Raw genomic sequence first — 23,635 nt, 5'->3', positions numbered from 1 at the left:
GATTTGATAATACATTGCTTGGGAGCAATTGAGAGCTTCTGGATCCGTGAGGAATCTTATCGCTTAGCTTTTCAATCAATCCACTAGAGTTAAAATGTGGTAAATGGAGCAAGTTTGCCAATTCAGATCCTGTCCAAACCATCCGATAAGGGTATCTTTGCGGAAAAAACGAGATTGAGTGTCTCCATCGCTTATAACGTAATTCGTTGACATCTGCCATAACAGATGCCACAGCATTTCCCACATCTTTAATTACGGGAACGCCGCGTTCATATTCGGATGCGAAAGAGACCAATACATCAAAAGCAACCTCATTTCCTGAGAATCGAGAATGATATGACTTCATCTCCTCTTGATCAAATGCTGTTCGCTCTCGATAGGATTTATCACCCTTTATCGACCGCTCCGCTTTAACAATTTGTTTGCGCAACTTCCAACCATCATTTGCAGAAAAAGTAATCTGCATCCAAGTTTCGGGCTCCATAACATTTAAAATTCCTGGGAGTTGATCAAATTGATAGCGCGCAAGAGACAAATTTGCTTCTAGCTTTTTTCGTCTTATTTTCATTCGCCCCCCTACACCTTTTGGCGAGGGGAACCGTATACTTTCCGGCTCGAAAAATTCCGCTCGTGAGTAGAGGGAAGATATATGGTGTTTTAAAGAACGTAGTTTATCTCTGTCTGCACCGACATAAAAAACATATCGCGGTCCTTTTGATTCGTGTCTCTCGTAGTGAACAAGGAAGGTGTACCATTCCTTTCCGAACACAAGTCGTTCTAAAGGTTTCCGCTTTGTACCGTGCAAGCGCCGAATCATTTCTCCCAAAGTGTCAGGTTTAACCCCATCATCAGCATGCGGAAGAACCTGCAAATATGCGAAGCGATTTTTGTTCCAGTAATGAACAAAAACAGCTCTCACTATCAATAAAACGGCGATGATCAAAAGGAAAAGCAATAATCTGTGCATCCATATTTGCATTATGGTTGTTATTTTTTGAACAGGGATATAGGACAAGAGCTTATCACGCTGCCAATAAGCCAAAGCAACAAGACCGGCTCCTAAAACCGGAAGGGAAACTCTCCAATTCGTTAGAAAACTTTCAATTGCTTCTTCAAGTTTTTCATCTGCTTTACTCCTGTTGACACTCATTAAATCACCTCAAATTTTAGATAATTCAACGAGCAAAGAAGTACAGATGCAAGCAGCTTCCTCCCCTATATTTAGGCAGTATTGTGGATTCGTGGTGTAGGTTTATAGTGGTTTTTGTATAGATGAAAATAGTGAAAAAGTATGGAGTTGTCAAAGAGCTGCACTACGAAGGCGTGAAGCGCGAAGCTCGGAAGTTGAAACGCGAAAGATTGATGGTCGCGCCGCCGCTGTAGTAGTAGTTGAAACATTCGCTTCCCATCTGTATTCATATTTGAAATATGAATCAGAGGGAAGAATCGAGAAAATGTTTACATGTATTATTATACTCTTCACATACTGTTAAATCAATGTTTAAAAGGCATATTTTATGTAAAATAATATGTCAGTTTGTTTTCAGTTATTTTACATATTATTTGTATATTATTTGACCACTTATTTAGGATTAGATTTGCCATATTATTTATTATAGACAAGGGGGTGCTTTTCGTGGTGGAAAAGCATTTCCTGCATTGTTCATATCGGGCCATAGAGAAGTGTTTTCTATGGCCTTCCAAATTGCAAATACATAGTCAAACCAAACTGTCAATTAAGACTAAAAAATTGTCTTAAAATAACCCAGAAGATGGTCTGAAATTGTTGTTTCCCAGGACAATTTTTCTCTCGATTTTTTTCGTGCTTTTCTCCGTTCACGAGCAGATATTTCGGATTCGATTTCGTCTAAAAATGCTTTGGCCAATTCATGATCTACGCAGTCGTTTTCTTCAAGACGATCAAAGTAAACTTGTCGCAGACAATAAAGCTTTAAATCCGGCATTTCTTCAACGGACCTAATGAAATCTTGTAGCTGCTGCTCGCGATAATCCGTAAGCATGCCCTTGACAGTGCCATATAGGTATTTCATAAACGCATCCTGACCAGCGAAATAACCTAAGACCGGCGCCCCTTTTTCGCCCACAACGGAATAAACCGCCTCAATCGCCAAAGTTAAAAAGTCCGGAGATGCGGAAATCAACGAGAACGGTATATTAAAAGCTTTAAAAGCAAGCTGAACACGGCCCCATGCTGAAAAAATAAAACGGCCGTCAGTAAAACCACGGTTAAATAACGCACTGACAAAACGATCTGGGACGTTACCTGGAACAGGCGCAGGCCCGACCGGAGAAATCGCAGTAGTAGAATCAGGGATAAAGGAGGTTGCAGGAACAACATCCAACCCTGGAGTCAGCGGAAGAACCGACCCACCAACCGCCTGGTCTAAAATTGTATTTGAATTGAGCCCATTTCTATTAGTAGCTGCTTTTTCAGGCTTCTGAGAAGCGCCAGATTTCTTTCTAAGCGGTTTTACATCCTCCAGGACTCTAATGTACGTAACACCCCCCCGGCCTTTTCCTGTGGTCTCTACCGCGATTTTATGAGTATCTATTAAATGCTTTAGTACTCTCTTAAACGTTGAATACGCTATTTTTTTAGAGCGATCTGCCGACGATGTGATTTCTTCAGCTAAAGAGCGTTGTGATCCGGAAATTTTACCGCCTCTAAAACGAATGTGAGCTAATACATCCTCCGCCCACTCTTCAAGGTGGCTATATTTTCTTTCATGGCGAGGCTTTGCTTCTTCCCAAACTTGATAAGAAAACTTCATTCCTGAAAGCATAGATATATATTTGGCAGCCGGACCGGCAGGCGCAGACGGTTTAAAAGCACTTTTTACTTTACGTTTAATTTCGATTTTCGTAAGAGGTGGATCATTCTTCTTATTCCAATCATGTAAGCGTTTTTCCGTCTGTTTAGCATCATATCCTGCAGCCTTGAAGGCCAAAGCAAGTGTGTAACATGTGTTGTCTCTCTGGCCTTCACACACGCCGGCAAGTAGCTTCTTAACAGCTGGATGATGTAATAATGCTTGGCCAGGATTCACCAAAGACGCACGGAGCTCTTTTCGTTCTTCATTCCGTCGTTCTTGCTCAATTGAAAACCAGTCACACAAATCATCAAAAGACACACGATTTTGAGACTGATAGATTGTATTTTCCTCTGTAGGTGTACGAAAAAAGCGTTCAGGGCCATTCGCTTGGCCATCTGCGCCTATTTCAGATAATTCCTCAATGATAAGTCCTGTGATACGTTTATAATGCTCACAAACGCGTTTAAAGGCGCGCTTTGGCTTATCTAAGTACCAATGGACATGAACCCCTCCTGACGGAGTTCTGACAATCAAAGCCGGCTCTGGCAAACCAACTGAATCAATCGAATCCAGCAATTCAGCTACATTGAGAGTTGTGCCTGACGTATGCTTTATATCAATATCAACACTAAATGCATTAATCCAGCGCAAAGAAGCCACTTCGCGTGATTGTTTTTGAAAAAATGTATTTGGAGTGAAATATGTATAGTCGTTCCCTATCGCAAAGAGAGTTTTATATGTCCGCGCCGCCTTGGGTTTATGGTGAAGATGGTTTGTCATAAAGACCCAACCCAAATGATTAGCATATCCAGATGTTTTCCGTTCTCTCTTGACTTTTGGAGCTTCCGTTAACTGATCTCCATAGAGGTTTTTAAGCGCGATTGCATTCACTTCTTTTCAACTCCTTTCAAGGATAAAACAAAAAGGCTGTTCTCAAGCTCACCGCCTGAAAACAGCCTTTTATTCCTTGAAAGTAAGTTGGAAAAGCAGCAAATTAAACCGATAAAAACTGTGAGTCTGTCGATGTGTATCTATGACTGTCGTTTTACCTAAAATTCCCGCGTAAAATGCGCAAATATAGGGGTTTAATTTGGTTGCAATTCAGGGTAACTGCTGTTAATATATATGTATACATTCAGTATACATTAACTACTTTCAAGCTCATGGCTTTGGACGGTCTGGAGCTTGAGAACCCGAGAGCATGTTGGCGCATGCTCTCTTTAATTTTGTTTTTTTATGTAAATCTTTAAAAATTTTCAATCAAATCTTCTTGTTTTCTATCATAAACCCTATCAAAATATTTGTCTAGCTTAATTCGAAATCATCTTTATACCGGTATTATACCGGTTAAATAAAACGGATGTCAACAAAAACACCGGTTTAATACCGGTATTTTTTTATATCTAAGCATTGTTATCACCGGTATAAAACCGGTATTTTTTGTTTTCCTCTATTGACAAACCGGTTATTTACCGGTATTATAAGAGTAACAACCGGTTATTTACCGGTAATAACGAGCTAGGAGGATTCAAAATGATTATTTTTGGTTTAGACTTAGGGAACAAACAAACAAAACTTTTTTCGAATAAGACTCTCTCTAATGAAGAAAATAAAGTTGAAGGGAAAGTTTTGCCTTCCCATTTCCTCTACTATGACAATCTCGGGAATGCTGACACTGCAATTTTTGGGAACAAATTAAACATTAGCAAATATAAGACTGAATTTGATGAAGAAGAGTACGCTTGGGGACCTGATCTACATAAGGTTCACAACAACGAAAATTTCTTAGACACCATTGGTTTTGAGAAAAGATATTCAACCCATGAATTCAAACTATTGGCTAACTTTGCTCTAGGCGAATTAGCAAAGGATTATGATGCTAAGAATAATTTCTTGACTGTTAAAGTGGTTACGGGCGTGCCGTCAGATGATTTTAATGAAAGCTCTGTTAAGGATCTGATCAACGTATTAGATGGACGCCATACTATTACGATTGATGATATTTCCTATACTATCGATGTGAAAGAGGTTCAGGTAATCCCGCAAAGTGTTGGCACTGTTTACAATGAATTGCTGAACAACCAAGGCGAAATTAACCCAGAGAAAGAACACTACCTCGAAGAAGAGATTACAGTAGTTGATATTGGAGGCGGAACAATCCTCATTGATACTTTAAAAAACATGAATTTAGCTACCAAAACCCAGTTTACAACAGGTATTTACACGCTGTATGACATGGTTATAGAGAGAGCTAAGGCAAAGGGAAGCGAGTATTCTAGTCTGACAGCATATGATGTAGAAGTAATTCTAAGAGAAGGCGATGACACAGAGGGTTATTTCTTTAAACCAAATAAAAATGTATCTCTTGATATTACACAGATCGTACAAAATGTTCGCAAACGATATACAAAAGAACTGATCAACAAAATTAACAAAACAAAGAAAAGCACCAGCAGCACCGACACCATGCTTATTACTGGTGGTGGCGCAAACTTAGTTGAGAAAGATGAGATCAAGAACCGTTTTGAGTTTGTATTATTTGTTGAAAATAGCGAAATCGCTAACTCAATGGGATTCTTTAAATATGGTATGGCTGTTATGAACAGTGAAGACGAGGAAGCTGCTGCAACCGCGGAGGAATAAACATGCCAAAATACAATAAAAAAGAGAAAGAGCGAATTGAACTCTTTCTTGATAAAGAAAAAGATGCAGCAATCATTGAATACATGGACAAATACGCTACAACTAGAGCTGGCTTTGTACGCCACGTACTGCATGAATACGTAAAAAATGCTGGTATGGAGTCTTCCTCTCCAAAAACTAAAACAACTGATAACCAAGTAAATAAAAAATCATCAAAAACAACAAAGAATCAAAAGAAATCACCCAAAAAGAAGTTGCCACAATTCGGGCAAGCATTCTCATCTAAAAATTTCACTGAAGATTAAAAGCCCTCTGGGGCTTTTTTTCTTGACCATACTCTTATTTGTAAAATATACGCCTCCAAAAAGACTTTTTCTCTGCAGACTTACTTGGAGTCTCCACAGTAGCTGCCGTTTCAAGAAGCTGCCTTTCTCTATTTTTTCGAATCTCATGCATTAGGGAACGGTCCCGACGTTCGATAATGTTATCTAACTTCTTTTCAAATGCTCGAAACATCATTTCTCTCTCTTCCGCCATAGCTGCCTGTACTTCTTCGTTTATAATCTCTCTAAATTGTTGCTCTGATAAACGCCTATCGAAAAAAACGCCTTGCGTTCTTGACGCGTTTGTCTCGTCAGTTTTGGTTACTGCAACAGCTTTTATTGCGTCTACAAACGGGACAGAGTTTGATAAAAGTCTTTTAAGTTCTCTGAACGTTTTAAAATCGCGTTCAAAATAAATCCTCTGCTCCTTTTCATTTCTTTCAAATACATATCCATGCTTCTCTAACTCCAGGGACCACCGCCTTAGTGTTGAAGATGTCACACTCAAATCGGCTGCAACATCCTTAGCAAAATAGCCGTACTCATTCATATGTTCCTTATCGTTTATCATTGCGTTCATCACCTCATTTTATAATTCAATGGTAAAGACACTTTACCTTTTATTTTCAGTTGACATTATCAAAGGTGAATCCCCGTCATTCGCTCTTTTTTTACAAACATTATGATTAGTCGACTTATCCAATAGATACGGGGCAAGCGATGTGAGTCACCCCCGCACCTATTGACACGCATATACCGAGCAGATTTCTGGCTGCTGGCGACCACGGCGAGGCGTTCCTGGCCACAAAAAAGCCGGCTGCCCTCCAGCGGGCACCGGCTCTCGTTCATATTCAGCTATTCGCTTCTACAGACGGACTTTGAACCCCCCGCGTTTTCTCATCGATCACCGGGGGCACCGGCAGATTCCTTCAGCAGGCGACCGCGGCAGGGCGTTCTTGGCCATAAAAAAGCCGGCTGCCCTTCAACGGGCACCGGCTCTCGTTCACATTCAGCTGTTCTCTTCTGCAGGCAGGCCCTGAACGCCTAGTGTTTTCTCATCAATCGCCAAGGGCGCCGTCAGTTCCTTCATCTGGCGAGCATTGATAACCCCCACCTAAAAGGATAGGAGTCACCTCCAGAAAGAGGGGAAGTGAGAATATGGCAGTAGAAAGCGCACTTGGATTGATGTTTCAATTTGGAATCCTGATTGTTGGGATTTTGACGCTTGCCCATAGTTTCTCGAACAAAAAAAGTAAGACGCCCCGACTACCAATCATGACGTTCTCACTTTAAATTAAACTTTGGAAAAAGCCGAACTCCCTTACCGGAGCCTCCTATTGCCGATCGGAGATGTTAGCCGCATCTTCGATCTTTTTCTTTATTATAGTCTCTTTTGTATACATTATACTCATTTACATACATTGTATTCATTTACACATTGATTGTATCAACAAAATCACAGCATGTCCAGAAGCTAGACGTATTTGATGTTCCAAAAATCACCCCAAAAAGTGTACCAATAGAAGAACAAAACGAGGAACCTAAAAACCAGCCGGCTGAGGAAATTTAAGACCCCTGTCTCATGTGAGGCAGGGGTCTTTCCTTACTGGCGGCGGCCTCTAGCGGGGTATTCCCGTCTTCCTTTCACCTTCAGCTGCTGAACTTCGCAGGCAACCGTAAACGCCCCGCGTTTTCTCATCGATCACCGGGGGCACCGGCGGAATTCCTGCAACTGTCGCCCGAAGAGAGCCCTTCCTGGCCACAAAAAAAGCCGGCTGTTCTTCATATTCAGCTGCCACGCTTCCACAAGGCGGACCGTGAACGCCTGGCGTTTTTTCATCGATGGCCGGTGGCCACCGGCAGACTCCTGGAGCTGTCGCCCGCGGAGAGCCATTTACTAACTATAAAAAAACGGCTTTTATTCCGCCTTGATCTTTTTAATAAGCTCAATATGGTGTTTAAACACTAAAAACTCTTCACCTTCTGGCGTTTCCAGTAACAGTGTGTATGTATCATATTCCAGAAGCTTTCCTTTCACTTTAGTTTTAGAATTTAACAAGCATACAAGCGTATGACCCACATGCCTTTGTAAATATGTATTCTGAACACGATGTTGAGAAGGTTTCTTTTTTACTTCTGATTGCTTTGCTTGCCTTTCTGCAGTCGCCATAAAATCACCTCACAAAAAAATAGAATCGGCAAGATGAAAAAACATCTCTTCTTCCATGGAAAACTTAACTCTTTTGTTTTTTTTATCTTAACATAGAATTTATTTCCTATGCATCAAATGAAGCTTGAGCCTGTTTTTATATGACCTCTTATAACGATCTAACTTACTCTTAAATATTTTGAATACTTCTCCTGTATCCTCATCAGAATTTTTACAGACCTTAAAACTTAAATCATGCCCTCCAGCAACTACACGCTCATTTACTTCATTCCATAAGTCACTATATTTCTTCCACTTCTTTTCAATATCATTTAGCGTCAAAACCAGTATCTCACAAGGTTCTTTCAACATTTTCAGTCCACTACATACCAACCTCAACATTGAAGCCCTTTGATCACGTTCCCCCACATTATCAATGAACACGTACTTACGTTTCCCCTTATATTCTAGTAACAGACAGCCTATGTATTTTATTCTTACATTTTCTAAATTCCTTACTTGATGAGTCCTTATATATAAATTTACTTGTTTCATAATCCTCACCTTCACCCAAGATAGTAACACATTTCTAAGGAAATCAACTCCTACCACGCTTCCATAGACGGCTATGAACGTACAGCATTTTCTCATCAATCAGCAGAAAACACCTGTAATAAATATAGACATGCTTAAAGGTTCGTTGATACAATAAGAGTATACTGTAATACAAAAAGATCGAAGATGCTGCTAACATCTCCGATCGGCAATAGAATAGCTCCTGTAAGGGAGTCGGCTTTTATTCCAATCAACGGTAGGAACGCCTAGATGTCGGAGTCTGGGGCGTTCTTACTTTTTTTGGACAAGCGACAGAATCCCTCCAATCCTTTAAGGCTGCAAACCAAAAGCCTCTTTAATCATTACAGCTTTTTCCTCAACAGTTTCTCTCCACGGTACCACAAAAGTACGGACATTTGAATCCTTTGACAGCTTGATAAAGTGTTCTATTCTCTTTTGAGGATCTCTTTCAATTTCAGGCAATCCTTCGGGTCTAAATGGAAAATCAGCTGGGGCTGTAAAAGTAATATTGAATTGAGAAATTTCAATGAAGTTCTCATAAGGTATTTCAATTAGTCTATCAAGTTCCTTTAAATGAGGGTTGATCCAAAGCAATTTGTTTGTTTCTTCCTGATCAAGCATTCTTAAAAAGTGTTTAATCTCAATTCTTTCTTTTATTGGATCACTAATTCCTTTGGCTCGAATTTCGGTTTCAAAGTGACCATATAAAGTTCCCTCATCATCTTTTGTAAGACATGCCATATCATAAGCAATCATATTGTCGGAGGAAGCTATTTGGGCAGCCTTTGACTTGCCAAAACCAAAGATCAGGCAACCTTGTCCGTTAATCTTACATATATCGCCGTAAAAGATATTATTTGGACGCTCTGAAATTGTGAATTCCATGATATTCTCCTTTGTTATTAGTAATTGATTCAAAGAAAGACGACGGATCACCCTTACTTAATCTTCTTCCACAAGCAAGTGTCCTTTATAATATTTCACCTTCAGAAATTTCCCTCTGTCTAGTACCTTATATGTTTTTTCTTTCCGATCATATGAAAGAACTTCACCACCGATATGACGTTTAATCAGCTTCTTCTTATACATCGAGTCAATGCGTGTTTCTTCTTTAGAGAAACCATGCATAAATTTTTCAGCGACAAATGGGAACCCAGTAAACCACCAAAGAAGAATATAGATCAGAATATATCGGCCAAGATTAAAAGGTGCAATCTGATATACAATCACGCCAACTGTAATCATAATGATATTCCAAATAATAACGAATTTAACCCATATCGGTATTTTAGGTTCACCTACATAAATTTCACTGGAGATACGCAAATAACCACCTCCTTTCAAGGTCCAGCCCAAAGGCTGTCATTCAATCTTAGGCCTTGCTAAGTGCAAACTCCTCTAATTATGTCCAGGTTTCTCAATCATTTAACTGGCGCCCGCAGCAAGCGACCTATGGCTAAGAAAAACGGCTGCCTTTCGACTGTCCGATTCTCCTTTATGTTATCATGAGGAATTGCTCTTAGTCCTTAATCTTTTTTGCATTTCCCGTTGTTACAAAACCATCTTCTGGTGCATATTGATAGTCTGTAACAGATTTTTTAAAAAACAGTCCAAACACCCATCTCAAAAAGCGAATCTGCATGATGATGAAGAAAATGAAATTTACTGCTCCTGTCCTATCAGTTGTAATTGCAATAGAATTTGTCAAAGCATCTAATTTAAAAGGAAGGTGAATGTCTGCGTCAGTTAGCAACACAGAAAACAGCACGATTGCCACGCTAAAAATATACGTACCTATCAATGTTTTAAATGGCCTTATGATGGACTCCCAGTATGCTTTAACATAAGTTGAAAAAGCTGTTTTTCTCGAAAAATGAAAAAAGCTAATGTCTACACCTTCTTCAAGGCAGATTTGCTTTGCGCGATTCCAGGCACTCCATTCATCGTATAAAACAAATAATCCGCAAATCGGTTTCAGTCTTTTCGCTTTACGACAATCTAAAATAAAACTATGGAAGGAACGTTTTCTCTCGATGGAGTTATAATAATGCCCTAACTCATGCGCTAAGGAATGTGCTTGTCTATTGATGCTGGTTTCTGGATGAAGGGGCTCAATAATATAGTTGCGAAGTACACTGTTGTCAGCCACATTTATTTCATGAACAAAAGTATAAAGATTAGGTGAATGAGAATTTTTTTGCTCAAGGATGATGTTTTCTTTTTTAATCCGTTCTACTATTTTTTCCCGGTCATTTAGCTCGGAAGTGGATTTTCGATTTTCGTAAATCTCATTCTGCTGCTGCACCTTTTCTAAAACGATAAGAATGCTGAATAGAAAAACACCAAACGCCACAGTGACTAGCGTTGATTCCCAACTTGGAATAATGATGCCTGCTGTACAAATGCCAGCGACTGTCATCAAGGGAATCCAAGCCGGTGGGGCAACAAATTTCCCAGTTTTGATTTTTGTTAATATTGTCTTGACTGCATAGATATTAACGACCAAAAAACTAAAAGTAATAACCATTTTCCAATACGGAAAAAAACTAAAGGTAATCAACCATACAATAGCGACAAGGATGAAAAAATTATAGACATGCCGTTGAAGTTTGCTGGCTGAATCTTTTGAATACACATGTAGCAAGATCGCATAGACGATGAATAAGAGGCTCTTTATAAATTCCATAAGCATCTCCTTTGTTTTTAGTGATTCTGGATTCAACAAACACGAACAAGAAATTATGGCCATCTTCCGATCTTTGATCACTCACGAACGAAATAAAATGCCAGCAGCTGCTCTTCCATCTATTTCACAACAAATAATACTCTAGTTCCGTCTGGAAAATCATCTAACTGATGAGAAACCCAGGATCCCGCCCCGCGGTTATCTGATGGCTCTATGTATTCAATATCGGCACCGGCTCCGCCCTCCTGACACATTGCCATTGGCCATTCATCACGATCATACCCTTTTTTGGTTGGGACATCCTTCAAAGATTCCTCGCGGTTTTCATCGGCACCATCTCGATCAATTGTACAGATTTTCGAATGGCCTTCTTTAATGGCCGTTTTTATGTGTTTAGCGGTTTCAGGGTACTTATCAGCAGGAAAATAGATCTTTTGATCATATGAGGTTGAATTTTCTTCAGCTGCAGTTGTGTTTTGGTGATGCGATAGTAAATCTATTGGCGAATTTCCAGTTACATAAGCTCCAATTGAAATTAGAAGAAGAGTGCATACAGCAGTAAGTAACTTTTTCATTTTATGCTTTTCTCTCCTTCCTGTTGGATTGCCTCAGTCGCCTGGATCTCTTTAACAACCCCATCTCCCCCTTGTTTATCCTCTCTATTTCGGCTATCAACTTGGCCGTACTCCAATCAGCTGCATCCTCCGGGAAGGGTAAATTATGCTTTTGAGTCGTCTCAACGAAAGCATAAAATGCACTTCCCCAGTCAGTTATTCCACACATATTCATAAAAGGCTCCTTTCCATAGCTGGATCCGGAAAGCTGCTTACTTATTGCCGTCTGTCATATTCAGTTAATTTTTCCTTTAGTCTATCTGCCCCGTGTACCTCTCTGAAGTTCCGGACAGCCTCATCTAATTTTTCCTCCGTAAAGGCTTTAACATTGTCCGTAGTAGATAATTCTTTTATAAGTTGATCAACAACATGACGCATTACATCTGCTCTCGTCAGACCTTTTCCTTTAAACTGGTCAACAATATTATCCAGCTTTTCAAATGCTCTCACATCCATTTTTATTCTTATCTGGCTCATGTTCTTTGGCTTGTGAGACTCTGGAGGTTCTGTTTCAGAGGGGGCATAAGAATTAAGAATAAAGTGCTCAATAGTCCGATCTCTCTCCTTGAATGGGAGAACACTTTGCAAAAACGAAATCTTATCTGCTTCGAACGAAAAAGACGAATGGTGAACCTCCCTCTTTTCGAGATCTTGTCGCTTTAAAATAAATTGCTTGAGAATATCCCTCATAAGAGAAGAGCGATTCAAACCATAGCTTTCCCTCGATCTTGGATATTCCTTTTTGAGTTTATCAATTATAGAGTCAAGGTGATCCCTCGCTTCTATACTGATTCTAAGTTGTTCAGCTGATAACACATCATTATCCGATTTTGAAAGGATCGGCTCCAATGAACTAGGTAACTTGTATTCAAACATGATGAAGTGGCTAAGATCTGCGCCCAGACCTCCGGATGATTGTGCTACATTTTGGGCCTCCTGAAGCTGCCCTTCAAATAAAGAAACGGATAATAAAAAGATGCCTTTCAAATCATTCACCTACACTAATTTTTTTGACTTAATTTATATTCTGTTGAAATTCCTTGTCTTCTTAATATAATCGCATTCATAGCTAACTCAAAATTTTCATCATCCAGAATCATAAGCTGCAACGGATTAATTTTTTCATTTGCATTGAATAGATTGACGGCCAGTTTTGCCAATATGCTTAATCCCGCTGAAAAATCTTGCTCTTCAAACATTTTTTCCGTATCAAACATACCGCTGTTCCCATTAAAATAAGGCTCAACTTTCTGTTTTAATTCCTCATTTCCTGAGATTAAATAAAGCACCGATAGAAACTCCTTATTAAAACGGTAATATTCAGGAATATTCCGCCTCATTTCAAGAAAATCCTGCTTATGCTCTCGACTCAAATATTGAAATTCCATTTAAAAACATCTCCCTTTTTTTGTTTTAAAAAGCACATTTTTCAATATGAGGACAAAAAAACAGCCCCGAGGATCAGTCGGGGCCTTCGCGTAGCAACCATCGTTCACACAAAACGAAGGTGCATATCAATTATACAGGAAGTAGCCCCTATTCAAAAGGTTTTCTTATTCGAATTCAGGAAACGAAATTCAATTTTGCTGCTCTTTATCATTTTTTTCTTTTGCAGAAGGGGGGGAGCCCCCCTTCTTTTATATTATCCCTTTTTCTCTAAGGCTTACGTATCGGTCAGTGTGTGCAGCTACAATGATATGATCCAGCAATTCAATGCCGAGGATGTCCCCGGCTTGGTGAAGCCGCTTTGTTACTTCGATATCCTCCTTGCTTGCTGTAGGATCAGAACTGGGGTGGTTGTGAGCTACTGCAATCGCTGCCGCATTGTTCAATATCGCTGCTTTAAACACTTCTCTCGGAGTAACAATCGCCGCATTTAGCGCCCCAATGCTGCATCGATGAATTGCTGTTATTCTCAACTTGTTGTTATAAATGATAACTAAGAAAACCTCACGATCTTCATTCTGGATGTAGTATTTAACCACGTTCGCAAGGGCTTCAGCATCTACAACCTGTTCAAAAGCTCCTATCAAATCTGATTCTTTTTTTTCTTGTTTGAGGCTGATAATTTCGAAAATAGGTTCCATTCGACATGTCTCCTTTTGTGTGAAATTTTGATCGCTACGCGTATGCCGGTAGTTTGATTTACCAAGCTAACCGTTTTTGTTCTTACCTCCCTTCCTTGATTACATTATAACAATTAGAAACTAATATTTCAATAGGTTTTTTTAAAAATCTTTTCTCTGAAATGACGGAGAACCCCCTGCATCTGGCACACGCAGCGGAACGTGAACGCCTGGTGTTTTCTCATCGATCGCCGGGAGTCCGCCAAGGTGTTCCTGCAGTTGACGCACGCCGCGGGCGATCCTGGCCACGAAAAAGCTGGCTGCCACCCGGCACCGGCTTCCATTCATCTTCAGCTGCACGTTTCCGCAGACGGTCGTGAACGCATCGCGTTTTCTCATCGATTGCCGGGAGAGCCTACCAGGGTGTTCCTGCAGTTGACGCACGCCGCGGGGACGGCTTCAATCCATCTTCTATTACGCTCTTATAGTCAGTCGGCCGTAAATGCAGAGTGTTATGGATTTTTGCTCATCGGAGAAAAGCACGCCGCGATTTCTTTTTTTTGATCAATCACTAGAAGCTCCTTTTGTCCTTTGGATTGCAGTTCTTTGGCCATTTTTAAATCGCTGAATATCCGATAAGCACTCATTCCATGTGCATTTTCTTTGGTTTTTTCTAAAAATCTGATATATTTACTAACTAACATTTTTTATCTTCTCAGCTACCAATCTAAGAATTCATTTTCTTTTTTTCCTTGTAAACCTGTGGCCCAAAACATAAAATATTCAGGTGACAAAGAAGAAGTATCAAAATCAATCTCGACTTCCTCAATTTGACCTTCATCTGGGTATACCTTCCACATTTTTTGTTTTATTTTAGGCTTAATCCACAGATCTTCATAGTTTGATAGTTTAGAATCAAATACAAAATAGACTTTATTTTTTCGATGCTCCTCTTTTTGAAAAACACCATAGTTTACTAACAGAACATACGGTAAATATTTTAGTGTCATACCTTTATAGAACCAAATATTTCTTTCAGACGCTTTGAAAATCATTTTTTGAAAATCTTTTTGTCTAAACCCTTTACCAAATATGCTTTTGCATTTTTGATAAACCGGCCACATGTTATTGATCAAATGCTTTTTTAACTTTTTAGCATTCTGATAGTCTTTTTCAACCGGCTGGAGACTATCATATTTTTCTCGATTATATTGAATTGATGGACAATTAGATCCAGGATAGTGAGCAAAGTGAGCTGAAGAACCAGGGGAACTGTTTGCTCTAACATATAAATTGTGTCCACAAATAATGCATATAGGTGTCTCCTCTTTATGATATAACTCCCAATCCTCAATAGATATTTTTTCATTTGTTTTAGGATGTAAAGCAAACCTGGCCATAAATTTCCTCCTGATCTGACATAGTAACTCTCATATTTCAAACGATCAACCAATTGAAGTCCCCTGCATTTCGACCGCCCATCCCTACAAGACTTGTAAATTCAGCTTTTTCTTTCGCTCGTTTATTACCTTTGCCCTTACTTCCTTTATCGGAATAGGGCGAACTGGTCGCCCTATCAACGTAATGACAACATCAGTGAATTCAATATCTATGTCTATAAACCCAACCGATTGATATGGCTTATTGTCAATCCAAACTAAGCGACCAACCTGTATTTTTTCTAAAATAGCCTCTTTTCCGGTTCTAATTCGAGCTATTATCTCGACTGTTTTCCCGCTGTCTGAAATAGGCGGCTGATACACGTATGCTTCTTCGACGTTTTGGATTGTATAAATAACCTTCAATTTATTTAAGTCAATCGAAACACCTTCAATACCTATAATAATCCATTGTTTTTGTTGAAACTCTATGAAATCACCAATCTTATGCGGCTGTTTGTATAGCCTATAGGTCTTCCCCAATGACTTTATGATGTGCTTCATCCTGACACCTCTCAGAACGGTAAATCGTCACTCTTGCTTCTCCTCACATGAAATTAAAACTCCATAATCCGCGGATGGTAGACTTTTACCCAACAGCCTCAATTTGATGCTTCAATTTTTGATATCGACTTTCTAAATTCAGGCGCTTCTCTCGTTCTTCCATATACATATCCATGACTTCCTCTTTTGAAAAAATCGCGAATTTTCCTTCCTCACGTTGAAAAATATCGGCTTTTGCATATTCGAACGCGGCCCATGAAATATCAAATACTTCCCCTTCATGTTCCGGGTCTCCATAATCGTCCAAATAATCCTCTACATTAGGAACTACTTTCCCCAATATAGCAAGGTTTTCAGGAGAATATTCAACATGAGCATATATAAGTCCTTCACAGTCCATATCAACGTCAACGATCTCCAGGCTGTTAATTAAATCAAGTTTTTCTTGGTTTGTCATTTCCATCTTAATCCCTCCAATTATTTTAACCTTTTTAAAGATTGAGGAGAGCAAAGAGGGGTATCCCTCTTATGCTCCAATTTGGCTTTTATCCAGCATTTCCTTCGCTTCTTCTAGCTCTAATTGTTCAAATAAATACCAGAGATCCCGCCTTACATGGTTGGCTAAATACGGGATCTTACGCAAATTGTAATGCTGCGCTTTCAAATTAAAACGTCCTGAGTATTCATGGCCATCTTCCCACTTAATATGAAAATTCACTTTGTCATAAGCGCCATTTCTCGGAGCCGTAAGAGCCCACGCTCTTAGAACTCGTTCTGCCTTTTCCCAAGCATCTACGGCCACCTTATCTTCCTCTGTAACAAAGCTACCTTCTAGCCTTGTTAACTGGATTTCTGTCACCTTGACCTTTTCCATTTTAAATCTCCTTTTGTATGAAATTTTGATCGCTACGCTTTATGCCGGCTGATTTTTATTTACCAGATGATCCAGTTTTTTCTTTCCTCCTTTCGTTTTCATTATAACAATTGAAAACTAATAATTCAATATGTTTTTTTAAAAAATTTCGCTTTGACTATCCTCTAAGATTGCCGAAAAGAAACTTCATTTTCTCTTTTCAGAGGAACAACCCAAATATCTTCAGCTGACATAAGCCATTCGCCTACTTCTTGAGCAAGCATGGTTCTAAGCATGGTTTCTGCAATTGCTTGTGCGGCAGCTACCGGAACCATATTCCCGATCCTTTCCCTCCATCTTGCATCACTTTTCCCTGCAAGAATAAGAGGCCTTCCGTCTGGTAAGGTCGTAGGGAGTCCTTGTAAAACAGCAAGTTCTAAGGTTGTTAGTGGCCTATGCCACGTTCCATCTTCAGATATGATAATAAATACACCCGTCTCATTATCTTCCGGAATGCGCGGATCTGCGACGGCTGAAGTTCCTGAATGAACATCGTTTGCCCCGGTAACGGTTTTTGAAGGTTTATCCCATCGTTGAACCCCCATCGTACCGGCTCGGGGCTTACAATCCAACCGCGGATCGGAAATTGCGGGAGCTCCACTCCCAAATCTTGTTCCCGTCACACAAGGCCCCGTTTGCTCCCATTTAACCACTTGATAAACGGCAGCATGCCGGTTTTTTCTTTTAGGCAACCGCGGATCATTTACACATAAAGCGCCATTATTGGGCCTCATAGCCCCGGTAACAGTGCGGCCAGCATCTTCCCATTTTTGAACCCTGTATATTGCCTGATGAGTCCCTGACTTAAACCCTGTCCGCGGATCTGATATTGCAGTTATGCTATTACTTTGACTTACACCCGCGGCCCCGGTTATAGTTCCGCATGGTTTATCCCATTCAGCTACTTTGCCACATCCGGCCCTTGGTAAATATCCAATTCGGTACTTTTTCCAATCTATTTTTTCTAAATCCCGCCAGTCGCCGCCAGCCGGAATAAGGGCAAGACGCACCCATGTTTTCCATTGCAAATTTGGCAAAGCGTGAATCTTGCCAAATCGTTTGTCTCCAGGCAAAGGCAACAGCCCAATTACATCACCTATTGTTTTCATTGGTTGTTTGGGAGGCTGATAAACAAATGAATCTAATTTATTTGGATTTCTGGCAATCAATAAGAATCTTTTTCTGTGTTGCGCCAGTCCTCCGATTTCCCCGCAATCATGGTAATTATCTTTGTCTTCATTAATTACATAGCCAAAAAACTCTAGTTGCTGTTTAATTTCACGCAGCAATGCTCTTCCTCGGCTCACAATACGGGGAACATTTTCAAGTAGGATAAGCGCCGGCAAATTGTCCTGAAAAGCCTCTAGAGTAAGCCTGATACTTCTGACTGTTAATTTGTTTAACGCCTGGTATTTTTGTGTTTTTGCGGATTTCTCAGGAAGCAGGCCACTAAATCCTTTACACGGCGGACTTGTAAACACAACATCCGGTATCTCACGCACCGTATCCCTCAACATTTTTGGAGTAACCTCTTTCCACCCAGCTGGGGGCTCCTGTCCATGAAATTGTATATATTGTTCTCTATCGAAGAGATCCATTTTTTCAATTCTTCGCCCAGTTAAATTTCGAAAATCTTCGCATGCTTCAGGATCTACATCAATGCCACAAATAGTTTCAAATTTACCCTTAACCCCTCTATATTCTTCTTTTGCATTGTCAAATCCTAATGTGCCACCGCCAATCCCGCAAAAAAGGTGTAAAACTTTATATTTTATCTCCATGAGATATTCCTTCTCTCCTTTGTGTGAAATTTTTATTGCTACGCTTTTATGCCGGACGTTTCCCTCCTTCTGATTTTAATTATAACATTTAGGAACTAATAATTCAATATTTTTAAAGAAATATCTTTTCTGTTCATTCCTGAATAAGGTATCGCACCTAATAATCAATGCTGTATTCTTAATATAATAATAAATCAATTAGAGGGGATGTTTATGAACAAACAAGCTATGGCTCAAGAAGCCGTTTCGGAGATGGGAAAAATAATTCAAAAACTGACCTTGGACAATGTGGAAGAAATAGAAGATGTTTTGTTATCTTATTTTCGCTTTTTAAAAATTTTAAATGGATTAAAAGGTACTGATGACTTTGAATCTTGCTTGGAAGATGTTCCGGAAAATGCTCCGTCAGAAGAGGAAACAAAACCAAAGAGTAAAAATCGCTATGAATTAAAAAGGCAGTTAAAAGGAGGGTATTTAGAAGAGATTGATTTATATGTTCCTGAACATATTATACGGAAGCTGGGTTTGGAAGATGGGGATTTCATTTCAGCAGTCCACTTAGGTAACGATAAGTATCATTTTGAATTAGTTGAAAAAGTCGCAGAACAAAGACCAACGAATAGAGTTCAATTAAATTATTGTATTTTGTCAAAGCGAGATTCGATGCTAGTTGCTTCTGAATACTTAGATAAGGATGGGGAAATCAAATCGATTAAATATAATGATGTTCCACATACTTTTCTTATCAACAACGAGGCGCGCATTAAGGAAGACCTTGAAGTAGGTTCAATTGTTGATATTGCTTATTATAGTAATAATATAGATGTGTTCAAAGTGATATGGAAGCATAATACAGAAGGATCGCCTCACGTGCCCCCTTTGCCTTCTTCTAACTACAAAATCAAAAATCCTAAATCGGATACCAAGGAAACAAATGAATTAAAAGGTAAAAAAGTCTTATTATTAGGTGGAGAGGGAAGGACCGCAGAATTTGAAAAAGCGATAGTAAGTATTGGCGGAGAGCTTATCCATGCTTACGGAAATGAGGATACGAAACGGCTTGAAAGCATGATAAAAAGCTGTGATATGTTAATCACGATGAAATTAAATATCAATCATTCCGCAGCTGAAAAAGCCAAAGAATTTGCTAAGAAGTACAAAAAACCTTTTCGTCTAATGGAAAGCAGAGGTATAAGTAGCCTCGTTCAAACCGCAAAATCATTATGTGTAGAGGCATAAAATCCACTTTGTGACCATCTGACGCGGCAGCTGAAGATAAACTGGAGCCGATGGCATTCGGAGCCCAGAACACTTCTCGTGCCAGCCCTCCGAAAGTATTCCGACCGTTTCAAAAATTAAACGGTCAGTGTTCAATCCTATTTTTTCAGTCAGATCAGCGGGAAGGCGTCCGTTTTTTTCATGGCCATGTGTCGTAGGCTGCGGCGGCCGGCATCTGGAGATGAACAGAATCCGGACACGACCGAAAGGCGGGCGCATTGCAGATACGAACCTGCATTTTGCAAATTCGGGGATCGCGTCTCAGCATCCCGACCCGATTGGAGAGCAACCGGATTTTTCATGATAGGAACGCCCCACACGGTATCAATTCAGGAAATCCACCGGCGTCCCCGGTGATCGATAAGTAAAACATGGGCGATCACGGCCCGCCTGCAGAAGTTGGTAGCTGAAGATAAACTGGAGCCGGTGGCATTCGGATACCAGAACACTTCTTCGTGACCAAGTGCCATCCTTTCGAAAGCATTCCGACCGTTTCAAAAATTAAACGGTCAGTGTTCAATCCTATTTTTTCACAGATCAGCGGGAAGACGTCCGTTTTTTTCATGGCCATGTGTCGTAGGTTGCGGTGGGTGTCAACTCAGGAATACCTTGGCAGCCCCCCTGGCGATTGATGAGAAACCGCCAGGCGTTCACAGTCCACCTGCGGAAGCGTACAGCTGAAGATGAGAGAAAACGGCTCCAGCCGAAAGGCGAGCGCATTGCAGATACGAACCTGCATTTTGCAGGTTCGGGGGGCGGTCCGGCCGATCGGAACGAAAATGCCAGGCATTCACGATTGTTTGCTGAAGCGTAGAAGCGAGGAAAAAACAAAAAAGACAGGCTCTTTTTTCAAGAGTCCGCCTTTTTTGTTGAATGTCAGACCTCAAATAAATACTGCTTTTTCTGCAATTTGAATGGGTTTACTTGAAAGGGTTGTATCGTTCGCAAAGGTAGGAGAGACCAGCAACAAAGCTGACACAGTTAGCAGAGTGAGCAGAAGTGTTTTTTTCTTCATAATAACGCCTCCGATATTTTAATGATTTTGTCCTTGGCAAAATGACCGTGTTCAAAGTAATACGCGGCTTTTTCAAGATCAGCCTTACTCTTATAGTATTCAGCAATTTCGAGTGAAAGATCGGCTGTTTCTGTCCAAAGTTTCATATCATCAAGGACATGAAGATTTTTTCTCACTTCTTGGTCATTTTGCTCCGCATACAAAGAGTATACAAGTTTTAATTTCGCCAGATACTCCTGTTCTCCTTCATCCGTGGCTCTTTTCAGAGCTTTTTCATACCATGATTGGGCGGCTTCATAAGCTCCCAGTTGAAATAGAACTTTACTCAACATATAAGTGGAGCGTGTACCAACATAAGATGCTAAGTGCTCTGGAATCCTTATCGCTTGTTTAAAGCAATTTGAAGCTTCGATGAACATTTTTTGTCGTTCAAAACAGATTCCGAGGTTGAAAAGTGACAGACCTTCGGTATATCGGAAGCCGTTTTCTTTGGCGATAGCATGTGCTTTCTCGTAATGTGTCTGTGCTTGTTCATGAAGCAATAAATCGAGTTTATTTGCACCTAGTATCATTTCACAGTTGATCATTTTTTCTTTATAGCTGTCATGTGCTTTAAAGGCGTCGTATGCAATTTTAGCGTGCGTCATTGAGAAGACATTTTGATCGATTTGATAATATGCAATCGCAAGCTGATAGTGAAATTCAGCTTTTTCAATTTCATCGGGTATCTTTTTCAAACGTTCTTCAGCGATTTTATAATACATGATGGCTTTTACATAGCGCTTTTGGTGGAATTCGTACATGCCAGAGAAAAGATAAAAATAGTAGTGAATCATGTCATCGGTGCTGTCTTCTAGGGCTTTCGCTTTCACCTTGTCCAACAATTCTCCGGATTCGTCATAATCTTCTGTCATGAGCTTATAGCGCGAGTCAATCAGGTTGAAGTATAGTAACACATTCTGATTCTCTGCCATATTTGGTAACATGTTTTCGATCTCTTCCCTCATGGCTGCGGCTTTGGAAAAGTTATGCTGTCTGATGACTTTGTACCAATCGTTTATGACATGTGCGACTTCTTCAAATGCTATCGTACTCAAACCCCCATCAGTCCTTCCTATAAATTTCATACTTGTTTCTATTATCGCAATTTTTGGAAGTTTTTTAAATAGACTGGAAGTTAATTTCCTAAAAAAGAATCCCGAAGTACCAAAAACCTTGTTTTTCAAGATCAGAATTCGGGGAAGCGTCGGCGGATTTCCTTCAGCTGTCGCTCATGACGGAGCGTTTCCGACCACGAAAAAGCCGGCTGACCTCCGAGTCGGTCACCAGATCCCGGACAGCTTCTGCTGCCGCGCTTCCGCAAGCCATGCAGGCCGCCCTGAACGCTAGGCGTTTTCTCGTCGATCGGCAAGATCCGTCGTGTGCCACTACAGCTGGCAATACAGCGGACGTTTTTTCTTGAAAAACTGGGCGACTTTCGATTAGCATGGTTTTTTCGAAAATAAAAATGCACCCCATAAAGAGTGCATTTTTTGTTATAGAAAAGTATGTATATAGTCCAAGCATTCACTAACAATTATTTCGGGAGCTTGATCTACAACTTGGAACCGGCGGGCTCTCCAATCCAAACTTTTCACCTGATCTGTTAATATAACCCCTTGGATAGCCAAGCCATCAGGCAAAGCTACCTCAAAGGGATAACTTTTCTGTTGGTTAGTGATCGGACAGACCACTGCAAACCCAGTGGTTTGATTAAAATTTTTCGGAGATAAGACAATAGCTGGCCTTCTTCCAGCTTGTTCATGTCCTGCCTGTGGATTAAAGTTTAAATAAACAAGATCACCACGTTCAACTGACATTAAAATAATTCATTCCCTTCACGGCCAAAATCCACTTCAGAATGCCGATTTTCGGGTGTTACGCGTGCTAAAAGGTCATCTAATGTTGGTTTATTATTTTTAGGTTTTAACATAATCCCAGTCTTTCCGACAGTTAATTCGATCTCTGTGCCTTGTTCCATGGAGATAGATTCAGCAATACGAGTAGGGATGCGAACGGCAAGGCTGTTCCCCCATTTTTGAACCGTTGTTGTCACACTCACCACTCCTTCTCGTTTATTTTCCTCCATTATAACACCTCCTAGATCTTTCGTATATACATAAGTATATACATCGATACCGAGAAGGATACTATTTTTTTCAAATTGCTGATTTTGTCCATGAAATGTGATCCTTCGATCAGCAACTGCTTCTGCAGTCGGACCGTAAACGCATGGCGTTTTCTTATTGAACGGCAAAGCTACCGGCGATTCCTTCAGCTGTCACCCGCGTCAGGGCGTTCCTAGCCGCGAAAAGGCCGGCTGACCTCCGAGCGACACCAGCTTTCGTTCATCTTCAGCTGTTGGCCATGGTAGGCGAGCTGTGAACGCCTCGCGTTTTCTCATCGATCACCGCGGGCCGCCGGCGGATCTCCGATCGCCCAGATCGGGTTGCTGAGGCGCGATCCCCGAATCTGCAAAATGAAGGTTCGTATCTGCAATTGCGTCCGTCTTTCGGCCGGATCCGTTTTGTTTTCTCTCATCTTCAGCTGTACGCTTCCGCAGGCGGGCCATGAACGCCTCGCGTTTTCTCATCGATCGCCGGGAGCCCACCGACAAATTCCCTTCAGCTGACGCCCGTCCGCGGGTTGATTATAAAAAAACGGACGACTTTCAATTAGCATCGTAACAGTTCTCCTTCAGCCTGTTCTTTTGTTTTAATAAGTATAGGAGGTGGTCATGTGGGATCCATAAAGGAAGATCTTATTTTTTTTATC

29 protein-coding genes and 1 pseudogene are annotated in these 23,635 nt (G+C 40.4%); 5 read left to right on the top strand and 25 right to left on the bottom strand.

The window, feature by feature from the left end:
• Positions 1–1,150: pseudogene (locus tag V7126_RS13845) on the bottom strand (ATP-binding protein); the annotation flags it as partial.
• Between the two features lie 592 nt (positions 1,151–1,742).
• Positions 1,743–3,725 (bottom strand): primase C-terminal domain-containing protein, encoded by a 1,983-nt coding sequence (locus V7126_RS13840; protein ID WP_017474153.1) that lies wholly within the window; start codon positions 3,723–3,725, stop codon positions 1,743–1,745.
• 642 nt (positions 3,726–4,367) lie between these two features.
• Here V7126_RS13840 and V7126_RS13835 point away from each other — a divergent pair.
• Positions 4,368–5,477 carry an Alp7A family actin-like protein gene (locus tag V7126_RS13835; RefSeq protein WP_017474154.1) on the top strand — a complete coding sequence of 370 codons (1,110 nt, stop codon included), beginning with the start codon at positions 4,368–4,370 and terminating at the stop codon, positions 5,475–5,477.
• Positions 5,478–5,479: 2 nt separating this feature from the next.
• The gene (locus V7126_RS13830) at positions 5,480–5,782 is read left to right on the top strand and encodes a hypothetical protein (RefSeq protein WP_048406270.1); all 303 of its coding nucleotides are present in this window, start codon (positions 5,480–5,482) and stop codon (positions 5,780–5,782) included.
• Between the two features lie 34 nt (positions 5,783–5,816).
• Here the strand turns inward: V7126_RS13830 and V7126_RS13825 are convergent, their stop codons facing one another.
• On the bottom strand, positions 5,817–6,371 hold the full coding sequence (locus V7126_RS13825) for a MerR family transcriptional regulator (protein WP_017474156.1): 555 nt from the start codon (positions 6,369–6,371) through the stop codon (positions 5,817–5,819).
• A gap of 587 nt (positions 6,372–6,958) precedes the next feature.
• Between V7126_RS13825 and V7126_RS24100 the strand changes: the two genes are divergently transcribed.
• Positions 6,959–7,093 (top strand): putative holin-like toxin, encoded by a 135-nt coding sequence (locus tag V7126_RS24100; protein ID WP_017474158.1) that lies wholly within the window; start codon positions 6,959–6,961, stop codon positions 7,091–7,093.
• A 625-nt stretch (positions 7,094–7,718) separates the two neighbouring features.
• Here V7126_RS24100 and V7126_RS13820 read toward each other — a convergent pair.
• From V7126_RS13820 to V7126_RS13740, 17 genes are all read right to left on the bottom strand, one after another.
• Positions 7,719–7,970 (bottom strand): RNA chaperone Hfq, encoded by a 252-nt coding sequence (locus V7126_RS13820; RefSeq protein ID WP_048406267.1) that lies wholly within the window; start codon positions 7,968–7,970, stop codon positions 7,719–7,721.
• Between the two features lie 99 nt (positions 7,971–8,069).
• On the bottom strand, positions 8,070–8,504 hold the full coding sequence (locus V7126_RS13815) for a hypothetical protein (protein ID WP_119953988.1): 435 nt from the start codon (positions 8,502–8,504) through the stop codon (positions 8,070–8,072).
• Between the two features lie 330 nt (positions 8,505–8,834).
• The gene (locus tag V7126_RS13810; RefSeq protein WP_017474162.1) at positions 8,835–9,410 is read right to left on the bottom strand and encodes a hypothetical protein; all 576 of its coding nucleotides are present in this window, start codon (positions 9,408–9,410) and stop codon (positions 8,835–8,837) included.
• Positions 9,411–9,467: 57 nt separating this feature from the next.
• On the bottom strand, positions 9,468–9,851 hold the full coding sequence (locus V7126_RS13805) for a hypothetical protein (RefSeq protein WP_017474163.1): 384 nt from the start codon (positions 9,849–9,851) through the stop codon (positions 9,468–9,470).
• A 193-nt stretch (positions 9,852–10,044) separates the two neighbouring features.
• Positions 10,045–11,211 carry a hypothetical protein gene (locus tag V7126_RS13800; protein ID WP_017474164.1) on the bottom strand — a complete coding sequence of 389 codons (1,167 nt, stop codon included), beginning with the start codon at positions 11,209–11,211 and terminating at the stop codon, positions 10,045–10,047.
• 119 nt (positions 11,212–11,330) lie between these two features.
• Positions 11,331–11,786, bottom strand: coding sequence for a NucA/NucB deoxyribonuclease domain-containing protein (locus V7126_RS13795; RefSeq protein ID WP_017474165.1), 456 nt, complete (start codon positions 11,784–11,786; stop codon positions 11,331–11,333).
• Between the two features lies 1 nt (position 11,787).
• A complete protein-coding gene (locus tag V7126_RS13790; protein ID WP_042885407.1) occupies positions 11,788–12,000 on the bottom strand; it encodes a hypothetical protein in 213 nt (70 codons plus the stop codon).
• Positions 12,001–12,041: 41 nt separating this feature from the next.
• Positions 12,042–12,812, bottom strand: coding sequence for a hypothetical protein (locus tag V7126_RS13785; protein ID WP_017474167.1), 771 nt, complete (start codon positions 12,810–12,812; stop codon positions 12,042–12,044).
• Between the two features lie 14 nt (positions 12,813–12,826).
• The gene (locus V7126_RS13780; protein WP_017474168.1) at positions 12,827–13,213 is read right to left on the bottom strand and encodes a DUF6075 family protein; all 387 of its coding nucleotides are present in this window, start codon (positions 13,211–13,213) and stop codon (positions 12,827–12,829) included.
• A 249-nt stretch (positions 13,214–13,462) separates the two neighbouring features.
• Entirely contained in the window at positions 13,463–13,912 is a 450-nt protein-coding gene (locus tag V7126_RS13775) for a JAB domain-containing protein (RefSeq protein ID WP_017474169.1), read from the bottom strand.
• Positions 13,913–14,053: 141 nt separating this feature from the next.
• Positions 14,054–14,290: a hypothetical protein gene (locus tag V7126_RS13770; protein WP_017474170.1), complete on the bottom strand. Its 237-nt coding sequence runs from the start codon at positions 14,288–14,290 to the stop codon at positions 14,054–14,056.
• Between the two features lie 113 nt (positions 14,291–14,403).
• Positions 14,404–14,595, bottom strand: coding sequence for a hypothetical protein (locus V7126_RS13765; protein WP_017474171.1), 192 nt, complete (start codon positions 14,593–14,595; stop codon positions 14,404–14,406).
• A 15-nt stretch (positions 14,596–14,610) separates the two neighbouring features.
• Entirely contained in the window at positions 14,611–15,291 is a 681-nt protein-coding gene (locus V7126_RS13760) for a hypothetical protein (protein ID WP_017474172.1), read from the bottom strand.
• Positions 15,292–15,375: 84 nt separating this feature from the next.
• Positions 15,376–15,834 (bottom strand): hypothetical protein, encoded by a 459-nt coding sequence (locus tag V7126_RS13755; protein ID WP_017474173.1) that lies wholly within the window; start codon positions 15,832–15,834, stop codon positions 15,376–15,378.
• An 85-nt stretch (positions 15,835–15,919) separates the two neighbouring features.
• Positions 15,920–16,297, bottom strand: a complete 378-nt coding sequence (locus V7126_RS13750; RefSeq protein WP_017474174.1) for a hypothetical protein — start codon at positions 16,295–16,297, stop codon at positions 15,920–15,922.
• Positions 16,298–16,360: 63 nt separating this feature from the next.
• Positions 16,361–16,708 carry a hypothetical protein gene (locus tag V7126_RS13745; RefSeq protein ID WP_017474175.1) on the bottom strand — a complete coding sequence of 116 codons (348 nt, stop codon included), beginning with the start codon at positions 16,706–16,708 and terminating at the stop codon, positions 16,361–16,363.
• A 164-nt stretch (positions 16,709–16,872) separates the two neighbouring features.
• Positions 16,873–18,528, bottom strand: coding sequence for a DNA cytosine methyltransferase (locus V7126_RS13740; RefSeq protein ID WP_017474176.1), 1,656 nt, complete (start codon positions 18,526–18,528; stop codon positions 16,873–16,875).
• Positions 18,529–18,741: 213 nt separating this feature from the next.
• Here V7126_RS13740 and V7126_RS13735 point away from each other — a divergent pair, with 213 nt between their 5' ends.
• Positions 18,742–19,767, top strand: a complete 1,026-nt coding sequence (locus V7126_RS13735; RefSeq protein WP_017474177.1) for a DUF2325 domain-containing protein — start codon at positions 18,742–18,744, stop codon at positions 19,765–19,767.
• Positions 19,768–20,434: 667 nt separating this feature from the next.
• The gene (locus tag V7126_RS13730) at positions 20,435–20,620 is read left to right on the top strand and encodes a hypothetical protein (RefSeq protein WP_238810551.1); all 186 of its coding nucleotides are present in this window, start codon (positions 20,435–20,437) and stop codon (positions 20,618–20,620) included.
• A 69-nt stretch (positions 20,621–20,689) separates the two neighbouring features.
• On the opposite strand, the gene V7126_RS13725 is transcribed toward V7126_RS13730, so the two are convergent.
• From V7126_RS13725 to V7126_RS13705, 5 genes are all read right to left on the bottom strand, one after another.
• Entirely contained in the window at positions 20,690–20,821 is a 132-nt protein-coding gene (locus V7126_RS13725) for a hypothetical protein (protein WP_260665604.1), read from the bottom strand.
• Positions 20,818–21,918, bottom strand: a complete 1,101-nt coding sequence (locus V7126_RS13720; protein WP_119953982.1) for a Rap family tetratricopeptide repeat protein — start codon at positions 21,916–21,918, stop codon at positions 20,818–20,820. The genes V7126_RS13725 and V7126_RS13720 overlap by 4 nt, the downstream gene beginning before the upstream one ends.
• 438 nt (positions 21,919–22,356) lie before the next feature.
• Complete coding sequence (locus tag V7126_RS13715) at positions 22,357–22,680, bottom strand: type II toxin-antitoxin system PemK/MazF family toxin (protein ID WP_119953980.1); 324 nt, start codon at positions 22,678–22,680, stop codon at positions 22,357–22,359.
• Complete coding sequence (locus V7126_RS13710) at positions 22,680–22,949, bottom strand: AbrB/MazE/SpoVT family DNA-binding domain-containing protein (protein WP_048406251.1); 270 nt, start codon at positions 22,947–22,949, stop codon at positions 22,680–22,682. Before V7126_RS13710 ends, V7126_RS13715 begins: the two co-directional genes overlap by 1 nt.
• 318 nt (positions 22,950–23,267) lie before the next feature.
• Positions 23,268–23,453 (bottom strand): hypothetical protein, encoded by a 186-nt coding sequence (locus V7126_RS13705; RefSeq protein ID WP_119953978.1) that lies wholly within the window; start codon positions 23,451–23,453, stop codon positions 23,268–23,270.
• Positions 23,454–23,635 lie beyond the last annotated feature (182 nt).

Origin of the sequence: Bacillus sp. JJ675 (genome assembly GCF_036963165.1) — a bacterium.
GTDB lineage: Bacteria > Bacillota > Bacilli > Bacillales > Bacillaceae > Bacillus > Bacillus glycinifermentans.
This window is presented reverse-complemented; position numbering and strand designations above follow the sequence as displayed.